Raw genomic sequence first — 26,019 nt, 5'->3', positions numbered from 1 at the left:
CGCATCCAATGGCTTCCCTACAATGACTTAAGTTAAGAAAAGGAGCTCCACATGCTGAACGACGCCCAGAAAGCCCAATATGCCAAGGATGGCTTCATTGTCATCCCCGGTTTCAAGAGCGCAGAAGAGATCGCCGCACTGCGCGCCCGCGCCGCGCAAGTCGTGAACGACTTCGACCCGGCGGTCGCGCAAGGCATCTTCACCACCAAGGAACAGGAGAAGAAAGCCGACGACTACTTCCTCGGCTCGGACAACACCATGCGCTGCTTCTTTGAAGAAGAAGCCTTCGGCCCGGACGGCCAGCTGAAACAGGCCAAGGAACTGTCGATCAACAAGATCGGCCACGCCATGCACGACCTGGACCCGGCATTCCGCGCCTTCACAGCCGATGCGCGCCTGGAGCAGATCGCCCGCGATATCGGCCTGGCCGAACCGCAGGTCTGGCAATCGATGTACATCTTCAAGCAGCCCGGCATCGGCGGCGAAGTACGCTGGCACCAGGATGCGACCTACTTCGACACCACCCCGATCAGCGTCACCACCTTCTGGTTCGCACTGGAAGACGCCACGCTGGAAAACGGCTGCATGTGGGCGGAACCGGGCGGCCATCGCTCACCGCTGCGCGAACGCTTCATCCGCGAAGGCGACCAGGTGCGCGTGGAAAAATTGGACAACACGCCGTGGCCAACCGACGCCACCGCCGTGCCGCTCGAATGCAAGGCTGGCTCCCTGGTTTGCTTCCACGGCTTGCTGCCGCACTACAGCGCACCGAACCGCTCCCCCGTTTCGCGCCACGCTTACACCTTGCACGTGACGGACGGCCGCACCGAATATTCCAAGCGCAACTGGATCCAGCGCGGCGCATCCTTCCCGGTGCGAGGCTTCCTGTGAAAATCAGCATCTTCGCGCCACACTGGGGCAGCAACGACCTGCCGCCTGACGTCTTCATCGCCAAGGTGAAGGAAGCCGGCTTCGACGGCATCGAAATGTCGCTGCCGCTGGACCGCGCACAGCGCGACAACTGGGTCTACAAGATCGCCAACGCCGGGCTGGATTTGATTGTCGCCCAATGGGAGACAGTGTTCCATAGCGACTTCGAAGCGCACAAACAGGCGCTCGGTGAACTGCTGCGCAACGCCTGCGAAGTGCAACCGGTGCTGGTCAATTCGCACACCGGCAAGGACTGGTACACCCCGAAGCAAAACGAAGAACTGATCGCACTCGCCGCCGACATCTCGAAAGAACACGGCGTGGCGGTAGTGCACGAGATCCACCGCAGCCGCTTCAGCGGACACCCAATGCTGCTGCTACCCTACCTCGATCGCCTGCCGCAACTGCACCTGAACGCAGACCTCTCGCACTGGTGCGTAGCCTGCGAATCGCTGTTGGAAGACCAGGAACTGATGCTGGCCAAAGTACTGCCGCGCGTGCGCCATATCCACGCCCGTATCGGTCACCAGCAAGGCCCGCAAGTGGCAGACTTCCGCGCGCCGGAAAATGCCGATGCACTGAAAGCGCACCTTGCGTGGTGGGACCGCATCATCGAACTGCGCCGCAACGACGGCGCCGAACGCATGACGCTCACTCCTGAATTCGGACCTGCCCCGTACACCTTCACCCTGCCTTACACCGGCCAGCCGGTCAGCAATGCATGGGACCAGAATGTGGCGATGCTTGGCCTGTTGCGCCAGCGCTACTGCATGTAACGCTGATCCCTGCTTCGCAGCCAAAGGGCATGATGATCCATGCCCTTTTTCTTTTTTCCGTTCAGTGTCATACTGCCAATTGCATTTTCGCAATATTTCCTTGACACACGGAGAACAGGAATGGATCAAGCAGGATTTTGGAGCATCATCGACAAATCGCGCGAAGCTGCCGGCGGCGATCCATACGAGCAGCTTGAGACGCTGGGTGAGCTCCTGAGCGAAATCTCACCAGACGAAGTCGTCTCCTTCGATTACCACCTGAGCGCCTACCATGCCCGCGCTTACCACTGGGACCTGTGGGGTGCCGCCTACATCATTGGTGGCGGATGCTCTGACGACGGCTTCATGGATTTCAGGGGCTGGCTGATTTCCCGCGGCGAGAAAGTATACGAAGCAGCATTGTCCAACGCCGATTCGCTTGCGGGGTTCGTGGAGGACCACGACGGCGAGTGCCAGGTTGAAGGTTACCAGTACATCGCATCTCAGGTCTGGGAAGAAATGACCGGTAAATCACACGATGACTTCCCTGCGCACGACCTGCCAAATGAGCAAGAAGTCGCAGGTAAGCCATGGGAAGAGGAAGAGTTGGATGCCAGATTCCCTGAGCTGACGGAAAGGTTCGGCTGATGGGGCCAGGCAGCCTTGGCGCAGGCATCGAGGCATCGGGTTCTGAGGATGGGACCCTTGAATCTCTTGCTTAAGCCTCTCGCCGCTTTCGCATTTCTATCGATAACTTCGCTAGCGTCCGCCGCCGAATTCACCATTGCTACCGCGAAGGGATATGTGCGGTTCGCCGTTCCCGACCAGTGGGCGGTGATGGCCATGCAGACCAAGCCGCCTGTTTCGGTTGCTGCTTTTCAGGTCGCGAATCCCGCTGACGAAGGGACGCCGCATTCCAGCAATGTCGCGCTCAGCCTGTTCCATATTGAGACAGAGCGCGGACAAGCGGCAGCTTCTCTCGTAGGTAAGCAATACGGCAAGCTGCCACCGTCCGTAAGCACGCTCGAAGGCTGGACCGTCTACACCCAGGAGGCTAACCAGCAAGGGGTGGCATATACCATCATCGATGCGAAGAAACCCTTCGCAGATGTCGTCGTTGGGCTGCGCCTCGCATGGCCACATCTCCCCGCTAATCCGGCCGGCTACGACCAGTCCATGAATCGTTCATTCGAAGCGCTGCTCCGTTCGGTTTCGTCCGGACTCGGCGTGCCCGCAGCCAGGCCCGGTGAGGTGGTTCGCCGGCCAGAATACTAGGTGGCCCGATGGATTCTGGCAAACTCCTGGACGCCATCGCATCGGCTCAATGGTTCACGCGCCTAGGTGAAGCTGAGGGGAGTGATTTCGTTGTACCAATCAAGGACTTGGCCGACTGGAGGGGATTTATTTCGTCTGCCAGGGAAAGAGAGTTCGGCGTCGGACACCCTGGAGATCCCGGCTTCCCTTACTCAAAGATGTCCTGGCTTCCGACATCGAACGATGAGCCCGACCCGATTTACGGTACAGCCTTAACAACAGAAGCAAATGAGAGGGGACTAGCATCTAAACTCGTGGCGGCGAAAATCGCGGCGTTCAAGATTGCGGTTCAATCCCAACGTTCCTGCGGCGATGTTCCGGCCCTGAAAAGCGGTGGCAACGACCTCACCTTGGCAGCTCTTTCCGGTGGGCGATACGCATGCCGTATGGCGGCCGCTGAGGCCCTGTTGGGGAAAGAAGGATTCTGGTGCAAGCTAGTACAAATCTACTGCCAAGGCAATTGGCCCTTAGCGATACTGCCAGACCGCAAAGTGGTGGTCATATGAAGACAGAAAAAATGGCTGGCTTACCGAAGGGCGACAAACGTTGGCATTCAGTGCTAAGGGAAGAAATTGAAATACACGACACTATTCTGTGAAGACCTGGCAGCGATCCTCAAGAAGGAGCTTGCCAATGGCAACTCATTGACCGAACCGCCGACAGTGACTGATTGGCCGAATCGAGGCTCGGTCTTCGCCCATTTGGCAAAAGACCTCACCACACCACAAAACGCACTGCCGGAAATCATTGAAGCTTCCATTTGCAATGATCCCCACTACGGCTGGTACCAGGAGCTGTTCTGCCGCAGGCACCAGCATCTACTCGTAGCTGGAATCCCCAGGCATGGCCAACCAATGTGGACCAGCAATTAAGACAAATTAACCCCGACTCACCATGATATTTCGACGACTTCTTTTCATCGCAGCAGCAATAGCGGCACTAGTGGCAGCAGCGCCATACATCCTTTGGTATGTTGTGGGGCCGATACCTTCACTAGGCTGAACATGAAAAATATGAAGCTGAAGATGGGGCTCATATTTGTCATCGGCGCCTTGTCCGGCGCGGTGTGGCTGTTTGGATCTGTGCTGCCGGCCCTTTATCTTGACGCCGCGCTATATACCGATGACGGCCCGGTATTGGACTTGGGCCTGTTAATCCTGCTGTTTTCATTTCTCTTCGGAGTTGCCGGTGCGCTGCTGACAGTGTGGGCAGGACGGCGCTTGTCTGCAGCACCTTACCTTCACCTGCTTGCGAGCGCAGTATTCGTTCTTCTCACAGCAGCGTTCATTGATGGGCCTATAGCGCTTGTCCTGGTGCTATTTGAAAAGAAGCTCTGGGCATTTTTGTTCGGAAGCGCTGTTGTATTCTTCATCGCTCGACGGAAGCGGATCTTTGAAACAGCCATCGCAGCTGCATCCCAACCATGAAACTGTTCACAGGATTGAACGCGAGGTTGCAGATAATCTTGGCTGGCGCATCGGTCCACCCAGCCTGGCCCGGATGGACGTCCCAACCTTAGCAGACATCAACAGGCTGACAATCACGGTACATCCATAAATGCTGACCATCGCCGCATTGCTGCTTTTCCTCACTGGTGTCGCTCACTCATATCTTGGCGAGCGCTACATCCTCATTCGCCTCTTCAAGCGCGATAACCTGCCCAAACTATTCGGCGGAACTGACTTCACCACGGGCACCTTGAGATTTGTCTGGCACCTTCTCACTTTGGTTTGGTGGGGCATTGCAGCCATCGTCTTCCTGGTATCAGGACAAACTCCAGATGCTGCATTGATCCTTCGAGTCTTTAGCATAGTCGCCCTGATCTCCGGCCTATTCCCACTTTACTTCACCCGCGGCCGGCATCTGTCCTGGATCGTTTTCTTTGCCGTCGGCGTCCTTTTATGGGTAGGATCGCCATGATTAGCTCGTGGGCGCCGACGCCCAATCTAAAACGCCGCGCTTGACGAGTCTATTTAAGGAGGAGCCAGATGTATCACGCTATCGTACGCCGCAAGATCACGCAGGTTTTCGTGGGCCTCAGCGCGGGCCGAATCGAGGCCGTGACCGACGAACTGGCGCCAAACGCCACGCACTACTTCGTCGGAACGCATGCCCTGTCAGGAACCCGCCGCACACCGGAAGCGATCCGCGCCTGGTACGAACGGCTGCTGCGCCTGCTGCAAGGGATTAACTTCACTCTTCACGAGGTAAGGGTTTCAGGCTGGCCATGGCATACGCAAGTCGAGGCGATCTGGACCGAGACAAACAATGGCACTGACGGAGTCAAAACCACCGCAGAAGGCGTAAACCTGATCGAGATTCGCTGGGGCCGCGTTACCAGCGTCCGCATCTATCCCGATACCGCCGCATTGGAACGAACCCTGCACCGCATTGCGGCCAAAGGCACAGTGGAAGCGATGGCAAATCCCATCATCTCGTGAGCCAAAATCCGATGCATTTACTGGACACACGATGCAGTAGCCACTCTTCGCTGGGCCGGATAACGCACTGATCCCTCTTCAATGCCGATCACTCCATTCCACTTTGGCCCGGGGGCCGCAATTCACGCAATCGCACCGAAGCGGGTCAGCTTCATCGCCTTTTGCGCCGCAAACGTCCTGATGGACGTAGAGCCGCTCTATTACATGCGCACCGAGCAATTTCCGCTGCATCGCTTCTTCCATACCTACATCGGGGCGACGCTGATTGTTTTCCTGACCGTCGCTCTGTTTATCGCAGCGCGCGCCGTTGCCAATCGAGTCCGGCTACCGAATCTGTTTGGTTGGCGAGAACTGAGCACGGTCAGCGTGACTATCGGAGCTGCATTTGGAAGCTTCACGCACATCGTATTCGACAGCATCATGCATTCGGATATCAGGCCCTTTGCCCCGTTCAGCGATTCGAACCTGCTTTTGAGGACCATCCCTCTCGATATCTTGCACTGGTCGTGCGTTCTCGCTGGAGCATTCGGCATAGCGCTCATGCTTTTGCGGAAACTGCGGCGCGCAAGCTGCTAATTTGACCTTGACTCGGTACTAGCCGGCGTCTAAACCGTTAGTCTGACGCCTTCATCACTGGAGCAAGGTTATTATCGAGCTTTCGCGCAAAGGGACGCTGCGCACCAACTAAATTGGAGAAGCATACATGCCGATAATTCGCGCCTCACAGAGGCTGGTCGAGACTAGTGAGACTTCGTCGCCCGAAGTGCTGAATCGCGAGGAGTGGATCAGCGAACCCGGAAGACTGTCTCAGTTTGGTGCATTTATCCATGTCCTCATGCCAGGCACACGGTCGTCAATCAAACACTGGCACCAATCGGAGGATGAGCTGGTGTACGTCCTCGATGGCGAAGTGACTGTCGTCGAAGGTGAGACTGAATCCGTCCTGGGCCAGGGCGACGCGGCGACATTCCCACACGGCGATCCTGTTGGCCATTATCTTTGGAACAGGAGCCAGTCGCCAGTCCAGTGCATGATTGTTGGAACTCGAGCGCAAACCGATCGCATCACTTACCCGGATCACGACCGGGTACTGCACCGGGACCGGTCGCAACCTGACGATATTTGGACCGATTCGTCAGGCCAAACGACTGAGAGCCCCGACAAAGAATGGGCCCCGTAAAAATTCCTGGCCAGGACTTATGCCAGGCGCCGTCACCACTCCGAAAGAAGACCATGGTCACCTGCTATCTGCGCTACATTATCGACCCGTACAAGCTCAAGGAATTTGAACATTACGGGAAAATCTGGATTCCGCTGGTTGAGAAATTTGGCGGCACGCACCACGGTTACTTCTTGCCATCCGAGGGCGCGAGCGATATCGCCTTAGCGATGTTTTCGTTCCCAAGCCTGGCGAAGTATGAGGAATACCGCATCAAGTCTTTTGACGACCCTGAGTGCCAGGCAGCATTCAAGTATGCAGAGGAAACGCGCTGCTTCCTTAGCTACGAAAGAAGCTTTTTCCGCCCCGTTTTCGCATAAATCGTCAGCACGAGGTGGCGGCAAATGAGCGAGCTTGATCAACTGGAAGCGATGTTACGTGCGCGGCCATCAATCCTCACCATTGACCAGCGTCGTTCAGCGTGCGATGCGCTGGCTGAGCGTTACCCAACTGCGGCCGATGTTCAGGTCACGCCGGTCATTGCGAATGGGATCCCGGCCGAATGGACCTCCACGCCTGCCGCGCGCGACGACGGCGCCATTCTCTACCTGCACGGAGGAGGTTTCGTTTGGGGCTCCCTCGCAAGTCATCGTCACCTTGTCAGCGAGTTGGGCCGCGCTGCGGAAATGAAGACACTTGCCCTTGATTACCGGCGCGCCCCCGAATATCCCTTCCCTCATGCCTTGGAAGATGCAATCAACGGGTATGAATATCTGCTGGACTGCAGCCGGCAGGTTGTCGTTGCAGGCGATAGCGCTGGAGGCGGCCTGGCGGTCGCCATGCTGGTGCGCTTGCGGGAGCTTGGCTTGCCGCAGCCAGCAGGCGTTGTCCTCTTCTCGCCCTGGACCGATATGAGCATCTCTGCGGACAGCTACACCCGCAATGCTGAACGCGATCCAGTGCTGAACCGGGAACTCATGACGTTCCTGGCAGCACAGTACATGGGCAACAGTCCGAGGAACATTCCCCTCGCCTCACCCGTATTCGCCGACCTGCGCGAGATCGCCCCGCTCACAATCTTCGTCGGTGCGACCGAGGCCTTGCTGGATGACTCCATCGCACTCGCCCGCACCGCGACGCTTGCGGATATCCCGGTGCGGCTGGAGATATGGCCGAAGATGTTCCACTTCTGGCCGAACTACCTCCAGGAGCTTGCAGAAGGCAGGCACGCCGTGGACATGGCAGGGATCATATTGCGTGAGGCAGTGGCAAAGAAGTGTATTAGCCGTCCGCCCGCCTGAGCGCGAAGCGGCGAAATCTCGACTTCACCTGTCCAACCAGCTCGCTGTCCAGCGCGCCCTCGCTGGAAGAATCGATCAGGTCTTGCGCGCGGCAACCCACTGAACGGAAGTCCTGCAGTGCATACGTGTCGCAGCCCATATCGGCAATCTGCCGCGTCAACGCCGAAATGTGCCGGCGCGTGGTCAGTGCGGGATGGACTGTGGTCCTGAATTCGTATGGCACGCCGCTTTCAATGACCAGGCGGGCGGCGGCGCGTGACGCTTGCGCGCTTCCGCTGGCGCCCGTAATTTCGTCGTAGGCGTCAAATGAGGTCTTGATATCCAGACCGACCCAGTCGACCAGCGGCAATACCTGCTTCAAGCGCTCAGGGTAAATGCCTGCCGTGTGCAGACCCACTTTGAAGCCCAGCGCTTTTACGCTGCGCATGGAATTTTCCAACGCCGGGTCGATGGTTGGTTCGCCACCGGAGAATACAACGGCATCAAGTAGACCTGCCCTGCCGGCGAGGAACGAAAGCAAATCACGCCATGCAATCGCTGGCTCACCGTCCCGAGGCTGCAAATGCGGGTTGTGGCAGTAGCCGCAGCGCCATGGACAGCCCTGGACGAATACCACGGCTGCCAGCTCGCCAGGATAATCGGTCGACGTGAACTTTGCGTAGCCGCCGACCTTGAGCTCCCTTTCAGCCATTCTTCTGGTGCTCGACGAAATAGGTACGTTCATTGAATTCGCCTTTTTTTCCGACATTGAAAGACGAGTACGGTCGATGGTAGCCCATTACGCGCGTCCAGATTTCGCAAGGCTGGCGCTCGGCGTTGGTGAGCGTGATTTCCTGGGCTGGTTGTTTAGCTGTCATGCATATCTCCTCAGTTAAGTGAAAGTTCGCGCGCCTTGCGCGCAATGATGTCCTCATCGCATTTCGGACAGAATTCGTGCTTGCCACTCAGGTAGCCGTGTTTCGGGCATATCGAAAACGTCGGCGTGACGGTGATGTATGGCAGGCGGAAACGTGTCAGGGCACGTTGCACAAGGCGACGGCACGCATCGGCACTCGATACCTGTTCGGTCATGTACAGATGCAGTACGGTGCCGCCGGTGTACTTCCTTTGCAGTTCGTCCTGGTGTTCCAGCGCTTCGAACGGGTCGTCCGTAAAGCCGACCGGAAGCTGCGAGGAATTGGTGTAGTACGGCATCTCCTTCGTTCCCGCCTGGAGGATCAACGGCATGCGGGCACGGTCCTCTTTGGCGAAACGGTAGGTGGTGCCTTCGGCCGGAGTCGCCTCCAGGTTGTACATATGCCCTGTCTCTTCCTGGAATTCCAGCATCCGTGCACGGACGTGATCAAGCAGTCGCAACGCAAGCGCGGCGCCGGCCTCGGTCGTGATGTCCTCCTTGTCGCCACTGAAGTTGCGGATCATTTCGTTGATACCGTTCACGCCGAGCGTCGAGAAGTGGTTGCGCAGCGTACCGAGATAACGTTTGGTATAGGGGAACAGGCCGCCATCCATCAGGCGTTGGATGACCTGGCGCTTGATCTCAAGGCTGGTCTTGCCCAGTTCAAGCAATTCGTCCACACGGGACAGCAGCGCTGCCTCGTCGCCGGCAAACAGGTAGCCGAGACGGGCGCAATTCAGCGTGACCACGCCGAGCGATCCGGTTTGCTCGGCCGAACCGAACAGGCCATTGCCGCGCTTGAGCAGCTCGCGCAGGTCAAGCTGCAGGCGGCAGCACATGGAGCGGATCATGTTCGGCTTCAGTTCCGAATTCAGGAAGTTCTGGAAATACGGCAGGCCGTAGCGGGCCGTCATCTCGAACAACAATTCTGCATTCGGACTATGCCAGTCGAAATCCGGCGTGATGTTGTACGTCGGGATCGGAAAGGTGAAGGCGCGGCCCTTGGCGTCGCCGCGCATCATTACCTCGATATAGGCGCGGTTGATCATATCCATCTCGGCTTGCAGATCGCCGTAGGTGAAGGGCATTTCTTCGCCGGCGATCACCGGCACTTGCTGCTGCAGGTCTTCCGGGCAGGTCCAGTCGAAGGTCAGATTGGTGAATGGTGTTTGCGTGCCCCAGCGCGAAGGGACGTTCAGGTTGTAGACCAGCTCCTGCATGGTTTGCAGTACCTGCTCGAATTCCAGCTTATCCTTGCGGACGTAAGGCGCCATATAGGTATCGAAGGAACTGAATGCCTGCGCGCCGGCCCACTCGTTCTGCAAAGTACCGAGGAAGTTCACAATCTGGCCGGCGGCGCTGGACAGGTGTTTCGGCGGGCCCGATTCAACTTTTCCCGGCACCCCGTTCAAGCCTTCGTTCAACAAAGTTCGCAACGACCAGCCAGCGCAGTAACCTGCCAGCATGTCGAGGTCGTGGATGTGGATATCGGCATTGCGGTGCGCCTCGCCGACCTCGCGCGGGTAGACGTGATCGAGCCAGTAGTTGGCGACCATCTTGCCTGAGATGTTGAGGATCATGCCGCCCAGCGAGTAGCCCTGGTTGGCGTTGGCGTTCACGCGCCAGTCGAGTTGTTGGAGGTACTCGTTTATCGAGGACTCTACGTCCACGGTGGTCTTGCGGGTCGGATTCATTGTCTCACCAAACTACATGTTGTGTTGATTTGAATATTACACACTAAATATAGTGAACAACGACCGAGCAGCAGCGTTTTTTGATTTCCTTGACCTAGTTTAAATTTGATAAGATTCGCGCCATAAGCGATTCAAGATATTCCAATGCGATTGATTTCAACTGTCCAGCCAAGGCCCATTGCTGGTCTTGCGCAAATAGAGCTGGACCGATTAGAGATTGTTCCGTGTACCACGACGGGCGGGGTCGAGGATGGGTGTTTGCTTGTCCGACACTTCAATTTCTATCGCAAAAAGGTAGAAGGTGACAATTTCTTTACGAGTCTTCAGGAAGCGCTTCAGTATGCATACGAAGTCTATGAAGTGAAGCCATCTGAATGGCAGCTTGACGAGGTAGACGGAGCATTCCAGGACACGCAAGAAATGTATAACCATCTCATCACCAACCGGAACCCATGAAACGAGCACTTTTCATTTGCACACAAAACCGCCTGCGCAGCCCGACCGCGGAACACGTATTTGCCAGTTGGCCGGAGGTGGAGACCGATTCAGCGGGCCTGGGCAATGATGCCGACGTACCGCTGTCGACCGAGCAGATAGCGTGGGCGAACATCATCTTCGTGATGGAGAAGACCCATCGCAACCGCCTTTCCAGGAATTTCAGGACGCACCTGAACGGGAAGCGCGTGATCTGCCTCGATATACCTGACGATTACGAATACATGCAGGCCGAACTGGTCCAGCTTCTGGAAATCAAAGCCGGCAAGTTCCTGCGCTGATCCTGATCGCATTTTGCAAATGCCTAACTCGCCACGCGGAGACTGACGATGCCCACCAGAAGCGTTGATGGTTACGAGATCGAGTTCACCGGCGAACTGTTGGAAGGTACCAAGCAATGGGGCGCCTACGTTTCCATCTTCGCCCCTTCCGCCAACCCGATGCATATGACCCACATCTACCCAAAGCGGCGCGTGTCGGCGGACCTCACTTTATTGGATCAGCATGCCGCCGAGGCCGAGGCGGAACGCGCCGCCTTGAAAATAGTGGAAGACTTGCGCCCCTGACTGGAGCTACTGCGCGTGCAGCAGGTCGTTTTCCGCAAGCTCGTCCTTGGCGGGAGCTTTGCGTGGCAAGGTGATGATCACGGTAGTGCCCTTGCCAACCTCGGATTCAACATGGATGGTGCCGCGCAAAACACCGGTAACGAGGTTATAGACGATATTCATCCCTAGCCCCGAACCGCCCTGCCCCATCTTGGTGGTGAAGAAGGGATCGTACACCTGCCGCAGCGTGCGCGCGCTCATGCCGTTGCCATCGTCGGCGAAGCGAAGTTCGACATTTTCCTCGTCCATTTCAACGCCACTGATGGTGATGTGTCCGGACTCGCGCCCCTCAAAGGCATGCATGATGGCGTTCTGAATCAGGTTGCTCAACACCTGCCCCACGCTGCCGGGATAGGAGATGAAGTTCAGCGTCTCCGGCATCCACACCTTCACTTCGCAGTTAGCGCGGCGTAGCTGCGCTGAATAGGTGGCGAGCGTGTCGTGCACCACCCCATGCAGGTTGAAGGATCGCCGCTTGTCGGACGTCTGGTCGACGGCCACCTGCTTGAAGGAGTGGATCAGGTCCGCCGCGCGCGTCAGCGAATTGGTGATAATCGAGCACGCCATGCGAGCGTCCTTCAGGTGCGTGTCGAGCCCAGAACGCTTGATGCCGCCTTCGGCAAGCTGCCGTTCGAACTCCTTGCACATATCGCTCAGGGCCGTGGCGGTCAGCAGGCTGTTGCCGATCGGGGTATTCAGTTCATGCGCAATGCCGGCCACCAACGCGCCAAGCGATGCCATCTTCTCGGACGTGATCAGGTTGGCCTGCGCCTGCTTCAACGTCAACAGCACGGCCGACAAATCCTTGTGCGCCATTTCCACGTTGGCCTTTTGCAGGGCCAGCTCACTCAGGCTGCGCTCCAGGCCATGCTTGGTGTCGACCAGCGCAGCCTCGGTATGTTTGCGCTCCGTGATATCGATAATCACCCACACGCAGCCCTTGCGCGGCTCGTTCTGGTCCAGCATGCGCCCATTCACCATGCACCACAAGCGCCGGCCATTGGCGCTGGCTAGCTCCAGCTCGAAATGCATCGAGGTGCCATCGGCCACACAGGCAAAAGGATCGCTCAGTCCGCCCGTCAGCATATTGCAGGCACGCCCCGCCAACTGGCCCGGCTGGTAGCCCATCATCTCCTCCAGCCCGCGGTTGCAGCGCACGATGACGCCGTTGGCGAACAGGCCAATGCCGACAATGGCACTGTCCTGCAATGCGCGCAATTCGTCGGCCGTTATGCGCAGCTTTTGGGCCAGGGCGCGGCGCCGCTGCAGGGTCATGATCTGCGCACCAATCAGCGCGCTGATAATAAAACCGGCCAGGCCGATCACCGAAATCAGCCTGATGTCGCGGCTATAGCGGTCGCTAGCATGGCCTTCGAAATTCATGACCCAGCGCCGTTCGCCGACATCAAGCGGGATCTTGCTGACCAAACCAGGCAGCGCCGGCATGCGCTCTCCGGATCCAAGCTTGCCGAAGCTGTTGAACATCAGGTTATCGACCGATGGCGGCATTTTTCCGCCATCATTGAGGTATCCCGCGTCGTTGATACTGACGTAGAGATGCTGCAGCATCGGGCTATCGATTGTTTCCGACATCAGGTCGTTGACGCGGAACACGATGGCCACGAATCCCACCAGCGCCGCATCGCGTTCCTGTTCCGTCAGCAGCGATGCGCCACGCCGGTAGATGGGAGCCCGTGCCACGAAGCCCGGCTGTCCGCTGGCATCCTGCACCAGCGTAATACGTTCGGTCGCTACTATGCGGCCGGTGGCTTTTCCCAGTTGCAGCGCCTTGAAATGCGGCCCCAATGCGGCGAGGTCGAGGCCGAAGGCATTCTCGTTGCCCCGCATCGGCTCGTTATATTCAATCAGGAAGTGTTCCGGCCGCACCGATGCCGGGTGCACCTTGTAGTCGGGGTAGCCGCCGCTTTGCAGGCTGTCATCGGCGCGGATACGTGACGCATAAGCATCCAGTTGACTGGATGGCACGCGCCGCACGAACTGGATGGCCTGGAAGCCGGGATAGCGGCGCCTGAGGTCCAGCTCGCGCACGTAACGGCTGAACTCCACGCGCGAGACATCGTCCTTCACCGCGAAGACGCCCTTAATGCTAAGCAGCATGTCAAAGTAGGTTTGCAGGCGAAGCTGGGTATCGCGCGCAATCTTTTGCGTATCGCGCTGGAAGGCTTCATTGGTCTGGCGGTCCTGCACATTCACCACGAACATGCAGACCCACACGGTAACGCAAATACCGACAATAAAGGCCAGGTATCCGTGTATGCGCATGCTTGCTCCGACGGGACTGTGGAGACGACTATAGCATAGGGAAACCCATAATACGCTGGGGAAACGGCTGGCCGTTGTTAGTCAGTCGCATCCTGGTATTGCACTGAAATCTCCATCACCCGTTCCTCGGCGGCCAGCAATGCGTCGACCACATCCGGGTCGAATTGTTCGCCGCTGCCTTGGCGGATCAGCTCGATCGCGGTCTCATGCGTGAAGGCTGGACGGTACACGCGCTCGGACACCAGCGCATCGTAGACATCGGCCACCGCAACCAGCCGCGCCGATACCGGAATGGCATCCGCCGCCAGGCCTTGCGGATAGCCCGAGCCGTCGTAGCGTTCCTGGTGACTGAAGGTGATCTCGCGCGCGAAGCGCAGGAAGGCGTTGGAGAATCCCAGCTCACGCTCCACACCGGCAATGGCATCGCGCCCGTACACCGTGTGCTGCTTCATGATCTCGAATTCTTCCGGCGTCAGGCGGCCCGGCTTGAGCAGGATCGCATCAGGGATGCGCACCTTGCCGATATCGTGCAGCGGGGCGGCTTTGAATAGCAGCGGGATATGCGGCTCGATCAATTCATCGGCAAAGCGTGGATTGCCCTGCAGCTGGCGGGCCAGCGCCAGCACGATGTGCTGGATGCGGCGCAAGTGCGATGGATTTTCTTCATCGCGCCATTCGGCCAGGCTGGCGATGGCCCATGCCGCGGCGTCGGCGATCTGGCCCAGTTCACTGAGCTGGGTACGCTGGCGTTGAATCCGGGCGCGTGCCTCGCGCAACTGCAGATGGGTATTGATACGGGCGCGCAGAAGTTCCGGCACCAGCGGGCGCGCCATCACGTCGGAGGCGCCTTCGGCCAGGGCGCTTTGCTCGAGTTCCGGCTGGCCGCGTTCGATCATGGCGATCAGCGGAATGCTGGCGGTGTCCGGGTTGCCGCGCAGGCGCTGGCAAACCGCGAAACCGTCGCGCACCACGTCCACCAGGATCAGGTCCGGACGCGGCAGCTGCTGCGCCGCGGCAAGCGCGCTATCGCAATCGTCGACTGCGCGCACGGCGTACTTGTCTTCCAACAGGTGGCTGAGCTGTTGCAGGTGGTCGGCCGATCCGTCAACGATCAGCAGCAGCGGCTTGGTCTTTGGACTCTTCATTGCGGCATGATACCGCACGGGAACTTCGTACAGGGAATGTTCAATCAGCGAGTGCCGGCGAACCGTCGGGCAGGAAAGCGCCAAAACAACGGGTGCATTCGATACAGAACAGGTGCGCCACCCGCACGTTCTTCTGGCGCAGCACCAGCTGCAGGTGGCCTTCCTCGCAAATCGGGCAGGTTTCACGCATGGTGCCGCAGGCCAGCACATCGTCCGCCAGGTAGTTTTCGTCGTAACGCACACCATCCACGACGCGCTGCGGGTCTAGCTCAACCAGGAAAAGCACGGGTTCCGCGCCCCGCTGGTCGGGCACTGGGTAGGCGCTTGAATGATAGTGATTCATTTGATTCATTGTCATCCCCTTTGCGCAGCGCAGGTTACCGGCACTTTAACGATAGTCAAAGATTCCTCATCAGGCAAGGTCAACAAAAAAATTAGCTTGCAATTAGATCGTGCACTATCTATACTGCGCTGCATGGATACGAAATCATTTGACCTGGAACAGGTTCCCAAGCTCGACCAGCAACTGTGCTTCGCCTTGTACTCGACCTCGTTGGCGATGAACAAGCTGTACCGCAAGCTGCTGCGCAAGCTGGGCCTGACCTACTCGCAATACCTGGTGATGATGGTGTTGTGGGAACAGGACGAGCAAACCGTGTCGGCCCTGGGCGACCGCCTGTTCCTCGACTCGGCCACGCTGACGCCGCTGCTGAAGCGGATGGAGCTGGCCGAACTGATCACCCGCACCCGCTGTCCGAAAGACGAGCGCCAGGTGATCATTGCCCTCACGCCGCATGGCAGCGAATTGCGGAATGAAGGTGCCAAGCTGCCGGCCTGCGTCCTTGGCGCCAGCGGCTGCGACCTGGAGCAAGTGATCCGCCTGCAACGCGAGTTGTCCGTGTTGCGCAGCAGCCTGATGAACAACGCGTAAAAAATGTCCACCCCGGTTCCTGACCCCAAGGTGGACATTTTTTAAAAACAAATAAGTAGTGCACTATTTAATAGCCAACAAAGGAAATTTGCCATGAAAACCGTTATTGCCGCTTCCGCCCTTACCTTCCTCGCCGGTTCCGCCTTCGCTGCCAGCCTGCCTGGAGTCGAACCACACACTGCACAATTCCTGAAAGCTATCGAAGGCGGCGCTCCACTCGAGTCCTTGAGCCCTGCCGATGCCCGCCAGGTATTGGTCGGCGCACAGAAAGGCGCCAAGCTGCCGGCCGCCGACGTGAGCGACAAAGTGATCGAGGTCGATGGCGAAAAAATCAAGTTGCATGTGGTGCGCCCGGCCGGCGCCAAGGGCACGCTACCGGTCTTCATGTTCTTCCACGGCGGCGGCTGGGTGCTGGGCGATTTCCCTACCCATGAACGCCTGGTGCGCGACCTGGTGGTGAACTCCGGCGCCGCGGCAGTCTTCGTCGATTACACCCCGTCGCCGGAAGCCGGTTATGGCGTAGCAATCAAGCAAGCCTATGGCGCAACCAAATGGGTCGCGAAGAATGGTAAGGAAATCAACGTCGACGGCTCCCGCCTCGCGGTGGCCGGCAATAGCGTTGGCGGCAATATGGCAGCGGTCGTCGCACTGATGGCGAAAGACCAGGGCCAGCCGAAGCTGCGTGCCCAGGTCCTGTTGTGGCCGGTCACCGATGCCAACTTCGATAATGCTTCGTACCAGCAGTTCGCCGATGGTCACTTCCTGACCCGCAATGCGATGAAATGGTTCTGGGACAACTACACGAGCGACCTGGCCAAACGCAAGGAAATCTACGCCTCGCCTTTGCAAGCGTCGACCGAACAGCTGAAAGGCCTGCCGCCAACCCTGATCCAGACCGCCGAATTCGACGTGCTGCGTGACGAAGGTGAGGCCTATGGCAAAAAACTGGATGCCGCCGGTGTCGAAACCACCACCATCCGCTACAACGGCATGATCCACGACTTCGGCTTGCTGAACGTGCTGAGCAACGTACCCGGCACCAGGACTGCCATGCGCCAGGCCGGTGAAGAACTGAAATACCGACTCAAGTGAAAGATGAAGATGAAAGCCGGGGTCGGCTCCGGCTTTCACAACGCTTGTTTCAGGTTTTTTACAAATAAACGAAGTGTCGTATGGAAAAGCTCTCTTAGAATAGCCCAGCATTTATTACAACAAGCCTGGGGATTCGATGAAACGCTTTCAATTCGGCCTTGCCGCCCTTTGCCTGACGGCGACGGCCTTCGCTGCCGAGCCATTCGATGACAAGTTCCGCCAGCTCGAAGAGCTGCTGCCTTCCGCCAACCAGTACCGCACCGCTTCCGGCGCGCCCGGCCACGCCTATTGGCAGCAGCGCGCGGACTACACGATCCGCGCTACGCTCGATGAAGCCAACCGCGCCATCTCGGGCAGCGGCCAGGTCACCTACCACAACAACTCGCCGGATACCCTGCATTACCTGTGGCTGCAGCTTGACCAGAACATCTACAAATCGGATTCCGACGCCCGCATGAGCATGACCGCGCCGTCGCGCGAAGCCTGGGGCCATGCCAAGAGCGACGAAGAAGGCATGAAGTACGAAGGCCTGCGCAATATCCTGGCCGGCCGCGATTTCGACGGTGGTTTCAAGATCGGTTCCGTCAAGGGTTCCGGCGGCGCGCCGCTGAAGACCACCATCAACCGCACCATGATGCGCATCGAGCTGCAGCAGCCGCTGAAGCCGGGCGAGAAGTTCAGCTTCTCCATCGACTGGACTTACAAGATCAATGAGCAGAAAGTACTGGGCGGGCGTTCCGGCTACGAGTACTTCACCGAAGACAAGAACGCGCTGTTCGAAATCGCCCAGTGGTTCCCGCGCATGGCGGCCTACTACGACGTATACGGCTGGCAGCACAAGCAGTTCCTGGGCGCCGGCGAATTCACGCTGGAATTCGGCGACTATGACGTGCAGGTCACCGTGCCGTCCGACCATATCGTGGCCTCCACCGGCGAGCTGCAAAACCCGAACGAGGTGCTGACCGCAACCCAGCGCGAGCGCTTGGCCAAGGCCCGCACCAGCAAGACGCCCGTCATCATCGTGACCCAGGCTGAAGCCGAGCAGGCCGAGAAGAACCAGGCCAAGGGCAGCAAGACCTGGCACTTCAAGGCCAAGAACGTGCGGGATTTCGCCTGGGCCTCGTCGCGCAAGTTCATCTGGGATGCGCAGGGCTACAAGAAGGATGGCAGCAACCTGATGGCCATGTCCTACTATCCGAAGGAAGGCAATCCGTTGTGGGAGAAGTATTCGACCGCCGCCATCATCCACACCATCGAGCAGTACAACAAATACAGCTTCGACTACCCATACCCGACTGCGATTTCCGTCAACGGCCCGGTGGGCGGCATGGAGTACCCGATGATCTCCTTTAACGGCCCGCGCCCGGTGAAGGACAAGAAGACCGGCGAAATCACCTACACCAAGCGCGCCAAGTATGGCCTGATCGGCGTGGTGATCCACGAGGTTGGCCACAACTACTTCCCGATGATCGTCAACAGCGACGAGCGCCAGTGGACCTGGATGGATGAAGGCCTGAACACCTTCGTGCAGTCGCTGGCCCAGGAAGCGTGGGAGGACAACTATCCGGCCGGACGCGGCGATCCGCGCTTCATCGTCGACTACATGCGTTCCAAGAACCAGGTGCCGATCATGACCAACTCGGAATCGCTGCTGCAGTTCGGGAACAACGCCTACGCCAAGCCTGCCGCCGCGCTGAACGTCCTGCGCGAGACGGTGCTGGGCCGCGAGCTGTTCGACTACGCCTTCCGCGAGTACGGACGCCGCTGGAAGTTCAAGCGCCCTACTCCGGCTGACTTCTTCCGCACCATGGAAGACGCCTCGGGCACCGACCTTGACTGGTTCTGGCGCGGCTGGTTCTACACCACCGATCCGGTGGATGTGTCGATCGACGGCATCAGCGAGTACGGCGTGAGCACCAAAAATCCTGAAACGGAAAAGGCCTGGAAGAAGGCGCAGCGCGATGCGGAGCCGATCTCCATCATCGACCAGCGCAACAAAGGCATGGCCCGCAAGGTGGACGAGCAGCCTGCCCTGAAGGATTTCTACAACGAGCACGACGAGTTTACCGTCACCAATGCCGACCGCAACAAGTTCGCTGAATCGACCGGTGACCTGGAACAGTGGGAGAAGGACCTGCTGGCACAAGGCAAGCACCTGTACCTGGTGGACTTCTCGAACCTGGGCGGCCTGGTCACCCCGCTGGTCCTGCAGGTCGAACTGAAATCGGGCAAGAAGTACATCGAGCGCGTTCCTGCCGAAGTTTGGCGCTACTCGCCGAAGAAGATCACCAAAGTCATCGTGACCGACGAGCCGCTGGTATCGCTGGTGCATGACCCGTACTGGGAAACCGCCGACATCGACCAGTCCAACAACGCCTGGCCGCGCAAGGTGACTCCTTCGCGCCTGGAACTGTTCAAGTCGCGCCAGCCGGAGAACATGATGAAGGACTTCAACACACCGCTGAAGAAGCAGGACGCGGATGGCGACAAGGAAGGCGCCAAGAAGTAATGATGCGTCTTAGAGCCGCTCTCGCGGCGGTGCTGCTCTGGTGCAGCGCCGCCGCGCAGGCCCATAATTTTCACGTTGGCTTGACGGAGATCAGCTTCAATCCCCGCACGGGCAGCACGGAGGTGGTGCATACTTACACGGCGCATGATGTGGAGGCGCTGCTGATGAACCTGTACCAGCGCCAGTTCGACCTTGGGTTGGAGGAGGATCAGGCCGTGTTCCGTCGCTACCTCGAAAAGCAGTTCCGCGTCAGCGTCAACGGCAAGCCTGTGGCGCTGAAATGGGTTGGCTTGCAGGCCAATGTCGACAGCATCAACGTTTACCAGGAAATCGAGAAGACCGAACTGCCGCCGGGCGCCGTTTTGCTCGATGGCGTGCTGACCGATTTCCTGCCGCAGCAAGTCAACAACGTCAACGTCAGCGGCCCTGGCCGCCAGACAATCTCCATCGTATTCAATCGCGATCGCCGTGAGCAACCGCTCCCGTAGGCTCGCATTGGCCTGGCTGCTGGCGCCGGCAGCCGCCTGTGCCGACGACCTTTTCATGCAGCGCGTGCTGATCGAAGGCGCGCGCGCCAGCCAGGTCGGCGTGGCCGATTCGGCCGGCATGGGCAGCGTGTCGCAGCGCCAGCTCGAGGCGCGCACCATTTACCGTCCCGGCGAAATACTGGAAGCGACGCCTGGGCTGGTGGCCAGCCAGCATAGCGGCGAAGGCAAGGCCAACCAGTTCTACCTGCGCGGCTTCAACCTCGATCACGGCACCGACCTGCGCACCACGGTCGATGGCATGCCGGTCAACCAGCGCAGCCACGCGCACGGCCAGGGCTGGACCGACCTGAATTTCATCGTGCCCGAACTGGTGGCGCGACTTGACTACAACAAGGGGCCGTATAACGCCAGTACCGGCGACTTCTCTTCCGCCGGCGCTACGGCCATCAACTACTCCAGCCGTTTGCCGCAGGACCAGGCCAGTGCCACCGCGGGCCAGAACGGCTACGGCCGCGCGCTGCTGGCCGGCTCGCGCGAGTCCGGCGACAACGGGTCATGGCTGTACGCCTTGGAGGCCGTGCATAACGACGGCCCGTTCACGCGCGGCGACAACTACCGCAAGCTGAACGCGGTGCTGCGCTACAGCGACGGGTTCGCCAACAACGGCTACACCATTACCGCCATGGCCTATCGCGGCGCATGGAATGCGACCGACCAGATCCCGCAGCGCGCCGTGGACAGTGGCCTGCTGGGCCGTTTCGACGGCATCGACCTGACCGACGGCGGCCAGGCGCGCCGTTTCAGCCTGTCGGCCGCCTGGGCCCACAGCGATGAAAAGCAGAGTACCCGCGCCAGCGCCTACATCATCAACAACCGGCTCGAGCTGTTCTCCAACTTCACCTACTTCCTGGACGATCCGGTGCATGGCGACCAGTTCGCCCAGCCGGACCGCCGCGTCACCAGCGGTTTCGACGTCAGCCATAGCTGGCACGACCATATGGACGACATGGCGTGGAGCACCACGCTGGGCGTGCAGGCGCAGAACGACAATATCTTCAACGCCCTGCAGCACACCGAAGCGCGGCAAGTACTGGCGACCGTGCGCGCCGACCATATCGTCGAAACCAGCGCCGCCGCCTACCTGCAGCAGCGCCTGCGCGTCACGCCATGGCTGCGCGGCGAAGCCGGCGTGCGGCTGGACCGCTACCGCTTCGCCGTGGGTGACGCGCGCGCCGGCGAAACGCTGGCCAGTCCGAGTATCAGCCTGGCCTTCGGCCCCTGGTCCAGTACCGAGTTCTACCTGAACGCCGGCCGCGGCTTCCACAGCAATGATGCGCGCGGCGTGACGCAGGCGCAGGATCCCGCCACGCCATTGGCCCGTTCGCGCGGCCTCGAATTCGGCCTGCGCAGCGAAACGGTCAAAGGCCTGCAGACCGTGCTGGCCTTGTACCGCCTGGATTTCGATTCGGAGCTGGTCTACCTCGGCGACGCCGGCAGCACCGAAGCCGGGCGCCCGAGCCGCCGCTATGGGGTCGAGTTTTCCAACTACTACAAGCCGTTCAAATGGCTGTCGTTGGACGCCGACCTGGCTTTCGCGCGCGGCCGCTTGCGCCACGCGGCGCCGGAAGGCGACCGCATTCCCGGCGCAGTCGAAGGCGTGGCGCAACTTGCCGCCACATTCACGCCGGCCGCCCCCTGGTCCGGCGCCCTGCGCCTGCGCTGGTTCGGACCGCGCCCGCTGGTGGAAGACAATTCCGTGCGCTCCAAGGCCAGCGCCACCGTCAACGGCCGCCTAGCCTACAAGCTGGCGGCGAACACCACGCTGGAGCTGGAAGGCTTCAACCTGGCCAACCGCCAGGTATCGGCCATCGACTACTTCTACGAGTCGCGCCTGAAGGGCGAAGCAGAGGCCAGGCCGGGCATCCATTTCCACCCGATCGAGGCCAGATCTTTCCGCCTCAGCCTGAATTACATATTCTAAGTACAATAAGGGGCATGATGACGCCCTTGCCCCAATTGATCCACACCCTGCGTAGCGCAGGCTACGCGCTGCTCAAGCCGGCCGACGTGGCCAGCCTGGCCGGTTGCACCCTGGACGAACTGAACTCCCTGGTCCCGAGCTGGAACGACCTGGCCCCGGACAACTACCTGAAAGATGGCGGCCGCTATCGCCGCCGCCGCCACTCCTGCTTCGTGCAGGACGGCCTGGCCCTGGAACAGACTGCGCATCGCGCCCATTGGCAGCCGGTCGAATACAACGCCCTGCACGGTGGCATGCGCCGCCTGTTCGAACCAATCGCGGCGCAGACCGTCGCCAGCCCGGCCTGGAGCAAGCTGGTAGCGGCCATCGGCCAGGCCTGCGCCCAGGTACGCGGCCAGCACCCCTGGTATGTTGAAGCCCACCAGTTCCGCATCGATACCACCGACGGCATCGGCCGCCCGACCCCGGAAGGCGCACACCGTGACGGCGTCGACTTCGTGGCCGTGCTGCTGGTCGGCCGCCATGGCATCAAGGGCGGCGAGACCCGCGTGTTCGAGGCCGATGGCCCGAACGGCAAGCGCTTCACCATGACCGAGCCCTGGACCATGCTGTTGCTGGACGACGCGGCTGTCATTCATGAATCGACCCCGATCCAGCCGGTGGCCGATCATGGCCACCGCGACACGCTGGTCCTTACCTATCGTGACAGCGGTTTCCAAGGCGGCTAAAAAAACGGTATAGTCTGATCACCCAACCATTTCGGAGGTGACTTGGACTCCAGCTACGATATCGCGCCCGATGAGCTGGAAATACTCATCGTGGAGGACAGCCCGACCCAGGCTGAGCGCCTGCGACGGCTGATCAAGTCCTCGGGCTACAAGGCCCGGGTGGCTGCCAACGGTAAACTGGCCCTGGGCGAGATCCACGATTACAAGCCGCACCTGGTCCTGTCCGACATCGTCATGCCGGAGATGAACGGCTATGAGCTGTGCCGCGCCATCAAGGCCGACCCTGCCCTGCGCGACATCCCGGTGATCCTGGTCACCTCGCTGACCGATCCGAAGGACATCATCCGCGGCATCGAATGCGGCGCCGACAACTTCATCCGCAAGCCCTACGCCGAAGACTACCTGCTGAACCGCATCGGCCAGATGCTGGTCAACCAGAAGCTGCGCAAGAACTCCAGCATGGAGGTCGGGATCGCCCTCTACCTGGGCGACCAGAAGCATTTCATCAACGCCGAACGCCAGCAGATCCTCGACCTGCTGATCTCGACTTACGAACAGGCGGTGCAGGTCAACAGCGAGTTGCAGGCACGCGAACGCCAGGTGATCGAGCTCAATATGCGGCTGGCCCACCACGCCGGCGAGCTGGAAACCATCAACCGCGAAATCGCGCTGAAGAACCTGGAACTGGCCGAGGCGAGCCGCATGAAATCCGCTTTCATCGCCAATATGTCGCACGAGCTGCGCACGCCGCTGAACGCCATCATCGGCTTTACCGGCGCGCTGCTGATGAAACTACCCGGCCCGCTGACCGACGAACAGGACCGCCAGCTCAACACCATCCGCTCCAGCGCGCGCCACCTGCTGTCCTTGATCAACGACATCCTCGACGTCGCCAAGATCGAAGCCGGCAAGGTCACCCTGACATTGGAGTCGGTGCACTGCCAGCAGTTGATGGGCGAAGTGGGCGACACCCTGCGTCCCCTGGCCGCACAGAAGGGACTGGAAGTTTTCATCGAAATGCCGCAGCAGCCGATCATCCTGCAGACCGACCGCCGCGCCCTGGCCCAGATCATCATCAACCTGGCCAACAACGCCATCAAGTTCACCGAAAAAGGCATGGTCAAGCTGGCACTGAGCCAGCGTACCGACGACGAGCAGGCCTTGATCACGGAATTCAGCGTGACCGACAGCGGCAGCGGTATCAAGGAAGAAGACCAGGCCAAGCTGTTCCAGGCCTTCTCGCAGCTGGATAGTACGTCGACCCGGCATGCGGAAGGCGCCGGGCTTGGGCTTTACTTGAGCCAGAACCTGGCCAACCTGCTTGGCGGCTCGCTGTTCTTCAGCAGCGACTTCGGCAAAGGCAGCACCTTCACGCTCGCGCTCAAATGTCGGCACGCATCCTGATCATCGAAGACAACCAGGCCAATATGGACCTGATGACGTATCTGCTGCAGGCCTTCGGCCACCGCCCCCTGTGTGCCAGCGACGGTGAGATGGGCGTGGCGATGGCCATCAGCGAACAGCCCGACCTGATCCTGAGCGACCTGCACCTGCCCAAGCTGGACGGCTTGGGCGTAGTGGCGCGCTTGCGCGCCGACCCGGCCACGCGGGCGATCCCGATCCTGGCCGCCAGCGCCCTGCCCGTCACCGACGGCTGCGCAGCCTTGCGCCGTGCCGGCTTTTCCGGCTGCCTGCCCAAATCGCTGGAGCCGGATGTGCTGATCCCGGCACTGGAATCGTTCCTGCCTGCGCACCTGCGTTCCGGCAGCCCACCACTCACGCCCGCGCCCACGCCCGCAGCGTCGAGCTCGCAGTCAGCTGCCGCCACGCCGCCCGTAGCCACCGCCGCGCGTGCCCGCGTGCTGCTGCTCGATGCCGCCCCCGAGAATGCAGGCCTGGTCGCCGCCATCCTGGCGCACAGCGGCTACACCGTCAGCACGGCATCCAATCCGATGGATGCCGGCGCCCTGATGGACGGCCATGCCTACGACCTGGTGCTGTGCGAGCTGGGATTGATGGAAGCCAGCCGCCTGTCTTTCCTGGGGGACGCGCTGGAAATGGCGCCGGGGCTGCCGGTGCTGGTCATCCGCCCCGATGACGAGGACAACCTCGGTGCGCTGGGCGCCGGACGCAAATGCGGCGTGCTGTCCCATCCGCTCGACCCGCAACAACTGGTCGCGGCCATCGACAGCTTGCTGGGCCAAGCGCGCTAGGCCAGCACCAGCCAACCCAGTGCGACAAGGCTGAACACCGCGGCAATCACGCCAAGCGCGTTTTCCGAGCGTTCATCGGCGCTGGTCAACTTCCAGAGAAACTTCAACATTATTCTTGTCCCCAACCTCGTCCCAACGCCATGCTGCAGTCAGGCGTCCCTGCAGATAATCCAGGAAGAGGCGCACCCGCAGCGGCAAGTTCCGGCCGTGTGGCAGGATCGCCTGCAGCGGTGCGGCCGGCATGCTGTAGTGCGGCAACAGGCGCTGCAATCGGCCGGCCAGCAGGTCATCGCCTACGTCCCAGATTGATTTTACTACCAAGCCCGCACCTTGCAGCGCCAGCGCGTGCGCGGCCTGGCCGTCATTGGTGAAGAAGGTTGCCGCCACGCGCACGCTGGCGGCTTCCTCGCCCTCGAATCGCCATTCGGCGCGCCTGGCGTCACCAATCACGATGCAGCGATGCCCGGTTAGCTCAGCAGGATGGGCAGGTGTTCCGTGCTGCTGCAAATAAGACGGCGCGCCACACAGCACGCGGAAATTGGGCGCCAGCCGACGCACTACCTGGTTGGGGTCTGTCACACTGCCGAAGCGGATCGCCATATCCTGCCCCGTCTCCAGCAGGTCCACCACGGAATCGGTCAACTCGATTTGCACCTGCAGACCAGGATGCCGGCACTGGAAGTCGGCGACGATGGGCACGATGTACTGGCGTCCCAGCTCGGCTGGAGCGCTGAGGCGCAGCAGGCCTTCCACCTCGCGCCGGCTGTGCGCAAGCAGGGATTCCGCCTGCTCGACTTCCTCCAGGATGCGCAGGACGCGGGCATGGAACATTGCACCGTCGGCGGTCAGGGTCTGGCGCCGGGTCGTGCGCTGCAACAGGCGCAGGCCGACGCTTTTCTCCAATTGCGCCAGGCGCTTGCTGACCACCGATAACGGCAGCTCGAGTTCACGCGCAGCGGCCGACATGCTGCCTGCGGCAACAATTCGCGCAAATGCCCTGAGCGCCGGCAAATCATCAAGCATGAGCCAATTCTCCCCAAATTGGAAAATATGTATTCGT

Annotated in this window: 31 protein-coding genes; 24 read left to right on the top strand and 7 right to left on the bottom strand. The window is 60.0% G+C overall.

Annotation, left to right across the window (positions count from 1 at the left end; genetic code table 11):
* Positions 1-51: 51 nt before the first annotated feature.
* The 13 genes from ACQ4MM_RS18855 to ACQ4MM_RS18795 all read left to right on the top strand — a co-directional run bounded on the left by ACQ4MM_RS18855 (position 52) and on the right by ACQ4MM_RS18795 (position 7,900).
* Positions 52-891, top strand: coding sequence for a phytanoyl-CoA dioxygenase family protein (locus ACQ4MM_RS18855; protein ID WP_431478782.1), 840 nt, complete (start codon positions 52-54; stop codon positions 889-891).
* Complete coding sequence (locus tag ACQ4MM_RS18850) at positions 888-1,706, top strand: sugar phosphate isomerase/epimerase family protein (protein ID WP_431478781.1); 819 nt, start codon at positions 888-890, stop codon at positions 1,704-1,706. Before ACQ4MM_RS18855 ends, ACQ4MM_RS18850 begins: the two co-directional genes overlap by 4 nt.
* Before the next feature lie 120 nt (positions 1,707-1,826).
* A complete protein-coding gene (locus ACQ4MM_RS18845) occupies positions 1,827-2,333 on the top strand; it encodes a DUF4240 domain-containing protein (RefSeq protein ID WP_431478780.1) in 507 nt (168 codons plus the stop codon).
* 57 nt (positions 2,334-2,390) lie between these two features.
* Positions 2,391-2,960 carry a hypothetical protein gene (locus ACQ4MM_RS18840; RefSeq protein WP_431478779.1) on the top strand — a complete coding sequence of 190 codons (570 nt, stop codon included), beginning with the start codon at positions 2,391-2,393 and terminating at the stop codon, positions 2,958-2,960.
* An 8-nt stretch (positions 2,961-2,968) separates the two neighbouring features.
* Positions 2,969-3,505, top strand: coding sequence for a hypothetical protein (locus ACQ4MM_RS18835; RefSeq protein WP_431478778.1), 537 nt, complete (start codon positions 2,969-2,971; stop codon positions 3,503-3,505).
* A gap of 66 nt (positions 3,506-3,571) precedes the next feature.
* Positions 3,572-3,871, top strand: a complete 300-nt coding sequence (locus tag ACQ4MM_RS18830) for a hypothetical protein (RefSeq protein ID WP_431478777.1) — start codon at positions 3,572-3,574, stop codon at positions 3,869-3,871.
* A gap of 132 nt (positions 3,872-4,003) precedes the next feature.
* Positions 4,004-4,426, top strand: a complete 423-nt coding sequence (locus tag ACQ4MM_RS18825; protein WP_431478776.1) for a hypothetical protein — start codon at positions 4,004-4,006, stop codon at positions 4,424-4,426.
* Between the two features lie 130 nt (positions 4,427-4,556).
* A complete protein-coding gene (locus tag ACQ4MM_RS18820; RefSeq protein ID WP_431478775.1) occupies positions 4,557-4,919 on the top strand; it encodes a hypothetical protein in 363 nt (120 codons plus the stop codon).
* A 68-nt stretch (positions 4,920-4,987) separates the two neighbouring features.
* Positions 4,988-5,440 carry a nuclear transport factor 2 family protein gene (locus ACQ4MM_RS18815; protein WP_431478774.1) on the top strand — a complete coding sequence of 151 codons (453 nt, stop codon included), beginning with the start codon at positions 4,988-4,990 and terminating at the stop codon, positions 5,438-5,440.
* 81 nt (positions 5,441-5,521) lie between these two features.
* On the top strand, positions 5,522-6,016 hold the full coding sequence (locus ACQ4MM_RS18810) for a hypothetical protein (protein WP_431478773.1): 495 nt from the start codon (positions 5,522-5,524) through the stop codon (positions 6,014-6,016).
* A gap of 127 nt (positions 6,017-6,143) precedes the next feature.
* Positions 6,144-6,620, top strand: a complete 477-nt coding sequence (locus tag ACQ4MM_RS18805; protein ID WP_431478772.1) for a cupin domain-containing protein — start codon at positions 6,144-6,146, stop codon at positions 6,618-6,620.
* Positions 6,621-6,673: 53 nt separating this feature from the next.
* Positions 6,674-6,979, top strand: coding sequence for an NIPSNAP family protein (locus tag ACQ4MM_RS18800; RefSeq protein ID WP_431478771.1), 306 nt, complete (start codon positions 6,674-6,676; stop codon positions 6,977-6,979).
* A 24-nt stretch (positions 6,980-7,003) separates the two neighbouring features.
* Entirely contained in the window at positions 7,004-7,900 is an 897-nt protein-coding gene (locus ACQ4MM_RS18795; RefSeq protein ID WP_431478770.1) for an alpha/beta hydrolase, read from the top strand.
* Here the strand turns inward: ACQ4MM_RS18795 and ACQ4MM_RS18790 are convergent.
* From ACQ4MM_RS18790 to ACQ4MM_RS18780, 3 genes are read right to left on the bottom strand one after another with little or no spacing between them, the layout of a single operon-like run.
* The gene (locus ACQ4MM_RS18790) at positions 7,881-8,591 is read right to left on the bottom strand and encodes an anaerobic ribonucleoside-triphosphate reductase activating protein (RefSeq protein ID WP_431478769.1); all 711 of its coding nucleotides are present in this window, start codon (positions 8,589-8,591) and stop codon (positions 7,881-7,883) included. The two genes, ACQ4MM_RS18795 and ACQ4MM_RS18790, sit on opposite strands and share 20 nt — an antisense overlap.
* Positions 8,584-8,757, bottom strand: coding sequence for an anaerobic ribonucleoside-triphosphate reductase (gene nrdD, locus ACQ4MM_RS18785; RefSeq protein WP_431478768.1), 174 nt, complete (start codon positions 8,755-8,757; stop codon positions 8,584-8,586). Before nrdD ends, ACQ4MM_RS18790 begins: the two co-directional genes overlap by 8 nt.
* Positions 8,758-8,767: 10 nt before the next feature.
* Positions 8,768-10,489 carry a ribonucleoside triphosphate reductase gene (locus ACQ4MM_RS18780; RefSeq protein ID WP_431478767.1) on the bottom strand — a complete coding sequence of 574 codons (1,722 nt, stop codon included), beginning with the start codon at positions 10,487-10,489 and terminating at the stop codon, positions 8,768-8,770.
* 144 nt (positions 10,490-10,633) lie between these two features.
* On the opposite strand from ACQ4MM_RS18780, the gene ACQ4MM_RS18775 reads away from it, so the two are divergent.
* Genes ACQ4MM_RS18775 through ACQ4MM_RS18765 form a run of 3 tightly spaced genes read left to right on the top strand, consistent with a single transcriptional unit; the run spans position 10,634 to position 11,550 of the window.
* Positions 10,634-10,945, top strand: a complete 312-nt coding sequence (locus ACQ4MM_RS18775; protein WP_431478766.1) for a hypothetical protein — start codon at positions 10,634-10,636, stop codon at positions 10,943-10,945.
* Positions 10,942-11,265 carry a low molecular weight protein tyrosine phosphatase family protein gene (locus ACQ4MM_RS18770; RefSeq protein ID WP_431478765.1) on the top strand — a complete coding sequence of 108 codons (324 nt, stop codon included), beginning with the start codon at positions 10,942-10,944 and terminating at the stop codon, positions 11,263-11,265. The genes ACQ4MM_RS18775 and ACQ4MM_RS18770 overlap by 4 nt, the downstream gene beginning before the upstream one ends.
* A 48-nt stretch (positions 11,266-11,313) precedes the next feature.
* On the top strand, positions 11,314-11,550 hold the full coding sequence (locus tag ACQ4MM_RS18765) for a hypothetical protein (protein ID WP_431478764.1): 237 nt from the start codon (positions 11,314-11,316) through the stop codon (positions 11,548-11,550).
* 6 nt (positions 11,551-11,556) lie between these two features.
* On the opposite strand, the gene ACQ4MM_RS18760 is transcribed toward ACQ4MM_RS18765, so the two are convergent.
* The 3 genes from ACQ4MM_RS18760 to ACQ4MM_RS18750 all read right to left on the bottom strand — a co-directional run bounded on the left by ACQ4MM_RS18760 (position 11,557) and on the right by ACQ4MM_RS18750 (position 15,369).
* The gene (locus tag ACQ4MM_RS18760; RefSeq protein ID WP_431478763.1) at positions 11,557-13,872 is read right to left on the bottom strand and encodes a CHASE domain-containing protein; all 2,316 of its coding nucleotides are present in this window, start codon (positions 13,870-13,872) and stop codon (positions 11,557-11,559) included.
* A gap of 77 nt (positions 13,873-13,949) precedes the next feature.
* The gene (locus ACQ4MM_RS18755) at positions 13,950-15,017 is read right to left on the bottom strand and encodes an HD domain-containing phosphohydrolase (protein ID WP_431478762.1); all 1,068 of its coding nucleotides are present in this window, start codon (positions 15,015-15,017) and stop codon (positions 13,950-13,952) included.
* 40 nt (positions 15,018-15,057) lie between these two features.
* On the bottom strand, positions 15,058-15,369 hold the full coding sequence (locus ACQ4MM_RS18750; protein ID WP_431478761.1) for a hypothetical protein: 312 nt from the start codon (positions 15,367-15,369) through the stop codon (positions 15,058-15,060).
* 123 nt (positions 15,370-15,492) lie between these two features.
* On the opposite strand from ACQ4MM_RS18750, the gene ACQ4MM_RS18745 reads away from it, so the two are divergent.
* The 8 genes from ACQ4MM_RS18745 to ACQ4MM_RS18710 all read left to right on the top strand — a co-directional run bounded on the left by ACQ4MM_RS18745 (position 15,493) and on the right by ACQ4MM_RS18710 (position 24,959).
* On the top strand, positions 15,493-15,948 hold the full coding sequence (locus ACQ4MM_RS18745; protein WP_431478760.1) for a MarR family winged helix-turn-helix transcriptional regulator: 456 nt from the start codon (positions 15,493-15,495) through the stop codon (positions 15,946-15,948).
* Between the two features lie 93 nt (positions 15,949-16,041).
* Positions 16,042-17,040 (top strand): alpha/beta hydrolase, encoded by a 999-nt coding sequence (locus ACQ4MM_RS18740; RefSeq protein WP_431478759.1) that lies wholly within the window; start codon positions 16,042-16,044, stop codon positions 17,038-17,040.
* A gap of 136 nt (positions 17,041-17,176) precedes the next feature.
* A complete protein-coding gene (locus tag ACQ4MM_RS18735) occupies positions 17,177-19,549 on the top strand; it encodes a M1 family aminopeptidase (RefSeq protein WP_431478758.1) in 2,373 nt (790 codons plus the stop codon).
* The gene (locus ACQ4MM_RS18730) at positions 19,549-20,037 is read left to right on the top strand and encodes a DUF6702 family protein (RefSeq protein ID WP_431478757.1); all 489 of its coding nucleotides are present in this window, start codon (positions 19,549-19,551) and stop codon (positions 20,035-20,037) included. Before ACQ4MM_RS18735 ends, ACQ4MM_RS18730 begins: the two co-directional genes overlap by 1 nt.
* A complete protein-coding gene (locus tag ACQ4MM_RS18725; RefSeq protein ID WP_431478756.1) occupies positions 20,018-22,018 on the top strand; it encodes a TonB-dependent receptor in 2,001 nt (666 codons plus the stop codon). Before ACQ4MM_RS18730 ends, ACQ4MM_RS18725 begins: the two co-directional genes overlap by 20 nt.
* A gap of 14 nt (positions 22,019-22,032) precedes the next feature.
* Positions 22,033-22,746, top strand: coding sequence for a 2OG-Fe dioxygenase family protein (locus tag ACQ4MM_RS18720; protein WP_431478755.1), 714 nt, complete (start codon positions 22,033-22,035; stop codon positions 22,744-22,746).
* Between the two features lie 42 nt (positions 22,747-22,788).
* A complete protein-coding gene (locus tag ACQ4MM_RS18715) occupies positions 22,789-24,150 on the top strand; it encodes a hybrid sensor histidine kinase/response regulator (protein WP_431478754.1) in 1,362 nt (453 codons plus the stop codon).
* A complete protein-coding gene (locus ACQ4MM_RS18710) occupies positions 24,132-24,959 on the top strand; it encodes a response regulator (RefSeq protein ID WP_431478753.1) in 828 nt (275 codons plus the stop codon). Before ACQ4MM_RS18715 ends, ACQ4MM_RS18710 begins: the two co-directional genes overlap by 19 nt.
* 72 nt (positions 24,960-25,031) lie before the next feature.
* Here the strand turns inward: ACQ4MM_RS18710 and ACQ4MM_RS18705 are convergent, their stop codons facing one another.
* On the bottom strand, positions 25,032-25,982 hold the full coding sequence (locus ACQ4MM_RS18705; protein WP_431478752.1) for a LysR family transcriptional regulator: 951 nt from the start codon (positions 25,980-25,982) through the stop codon (positions 25,032-25,034).
* Between the last annotated feature and the right edge of the window lie 37 nt (positions 25,983-26,019).

The organism is Massilia eburnea (genome assembly GCF_050709955.1).
GTDB lineage: Bacteria > Pseudomonadota > Gammaproteobacteria > Burkholderiales > Burkholderiaceae_D > Rugamonas > Rugamonas eburnea_A.
Note: the sequence above shows the minus strand (reverse complement) of the source record. Positions and strands in the feature narration are given on the sequence as shown.

What these genes read in the sequence shown, in the direction of transcription:
- ACQ4MM_RS18855 (WP_431478782.1), top strand. Translation starts at nt 52, where the DNA reads ATGCTGAACGACGCCCAGAAAGCCCAATATGCCAAGGATGGCTTCATT.
- ACQ4MM_RS18845 (WP_431478780.1), top strand. Translation starts at nt 1,827, where the DNA reads ATGGATCAAGCAGGATTTTGGAGCATCATCGACAAATCGCGCGAAGCT.
- ACQ4MM_RS18835 (WP_431478778.1), top strand. Translation starts at nt 2,969, where the DNA reads ATGGATTCTGGCAAACTCCTGGACGCCATCGCATCGGCTCAATGGTTC.
- ACQ4MM_RS18825 (WP_431478776.1), top strand. Translation starts at nt 4,004, where the DNA reads ATGAAAAATATGAAGCTGAAGATGGGGCTCATATTTGTCATCGGCGCC.
- ACQ4MM_RS18820 (WP_431478775.1), top strand. Translation starts at nt 4,557, where the DNA reads ATGCTGACCATCGCCGCATTGCTGCTTTTCCTCACTGGTGTCGCTCAC.
- ACQ4MM_RS18815 (WP_431478774.1), top strand. Translation starts at nt 4,988, where the DNA reads ATGTATCACGCTATCGTACGCCGCAAGATCACGCAGGTTTTCGTGGGC.
- ACQ4MM_RS18810 (WP_431478773.1), top strand. Translation starts at nt 5,522, where the DNA reads ATGCCGATCACTCCATTCCACTTTGGCCCGGGGGCCGCAATTCACGCA.
- ACQ4MM_RS18805 (WP_431478772.1), top strand. Translation starts at nt 6,144, where the DNA reads ATGCCGATAATTCGCGCCTCACAGAGGCTGGTCGAGACTAGTGAGACT.
- ACQ4MM_RS18800 (WP_431478771.1), top strand. Translation starts at nt 6,674, where the DNA reads ATGGTCACCTGCTATCTGCGCTACATTATCGACCCGTACAAGCTCAAG.
- ACQ4MM_RS18795 (WP_431478770.1), top strand. Translation starts at nt 7,004, where the DNA reads ATGAGCGAGCTTGATCAACTGGAAGCGATGTTACGTGCGCGGCCATCA.
- ACQ4MM_RS18790 (WP_431478769.1), bottom strand. Translation starts at nt 8,591, where the DNA reads ATGGCTGAAAGGGAGCTCAAGGTCGGCGGCTACGCAAAGTTCACGTCG.
- nrdD (WP_431478768.1), bottom strand. Translation starts at nt 8,757, where the DNA reads ATGACAGCTAAACAACCAGCCCAGGAAATCACGCTCACCAACGCCGAG.
- ACQ4MM_RS18780 (WP_431478767.1), bottom strand. Translation starts at nt 10,489, where the DNA reads ATGAATCCGACCCGCAAGACCACCGTGGACGTAGAGTCCTCGATAAAC.
- ACQ4MM_RS18775 (WP_431478766.1), top strand. Translation starts at nt 10,634, where the DNA reads ATGCGATTGATTTCAACTGTCCAGCCAAGGCCCATTGCTGGTCTTGCG.
- ACQ4MM_RS18770 (WP_431478765.1), top strand. Translation starts at nt 10,942, where the DNA reads ATGAAACGAGCACTTTTCATTTGCACACAAAACCGCCTGCGCAGCCCG.
- ACQ4MM_RS18765 (WP_431478764.1), top strand. Translation starts at nt 11,314, where the DNA reads ATGCCCACCAGAAGCGTTGATGGTTACGAGATCGAGTTCACCGGCGAA.
- ACQ4MM_RS18760 (WP_431478763.1), bottom strand. Translation starts at nt 13,872, where the DNA reads ATGCGCATACACGGATACCTGGCCTTTATTGTCGGTATTTGCGTTACC.
- ACQ4MM_RS18755 (WP_431478762.1), bottom strand. Translation starts at nt 15,017, where the DNA reads ATGAAGAGTCCAAAGACCAAGCCGCTGCTGCTGATCGTTGACGGATCG.
- ACQ4MM_RS18750 (WP_431478761.1), bottom strand. Translation starts at nt 15,369, where the DNA reads ATGAATCAAATGAATCACTATCATTCAAGCGCCTACCCAGTGCCCGAC.
- ACQ4MM_RS18745 (WP_431478760.1), top strand. Translation starts at nt 15,493, where the DNA reads ATGGATACGAAATCATTTGACCTGGAACAGGTTCCCAAGCTCGACCAG.
- ACQ4MM_RS18740 (WP_431478759.1), top strand. Translation starts at nt 16,042, where the DNA reads ATGAAAACCGTTATTGCCGCTTCCGCCCTTACCTTCCTCGCCGGTTCC.
- ACQ4MM_RS18735 (WP_431478758.1), top strand. Translation starts at nt 17,177, where the DNA reads ATGAAACGCTTTCAATTCGGCCTTGCCGCCCTTTGCCTGACGGCGACG.
- ACQ4MM_RS18730 (WP_431478757.1), top strand. Translation starts at nt 19,549, where the DNA reads ATGATGCGTCTTAGAGCCGCTCTCGCGGCGGTGCTGCTCTGGTGCAGC.
- ACQ4MM_RS18720 (WP_431478755.1), top strand. Translation starts at nt 22,033, where the DNA reads ATGATGACGCCCTTGCCCCAATTGATCCACACCCTGCGTAGCGCAGGC.
- ACQ4MM_RS18710 (WP_431478753.1), top strand. Translation starts at nt 24,132, where the DNA reads ATGTCGGCACGCATCCTGATCATCGAAGACAACCAGGCCAATATGGAC.
- ACQ4MM_RS18705 (WP_431478752.1), bottom strand. Translation starts at nt 25,982, where the DNA reads ATGCTTGATGATTTGCCGGCGCTCAGGGCATTTGCGCGAATTGTTGCC.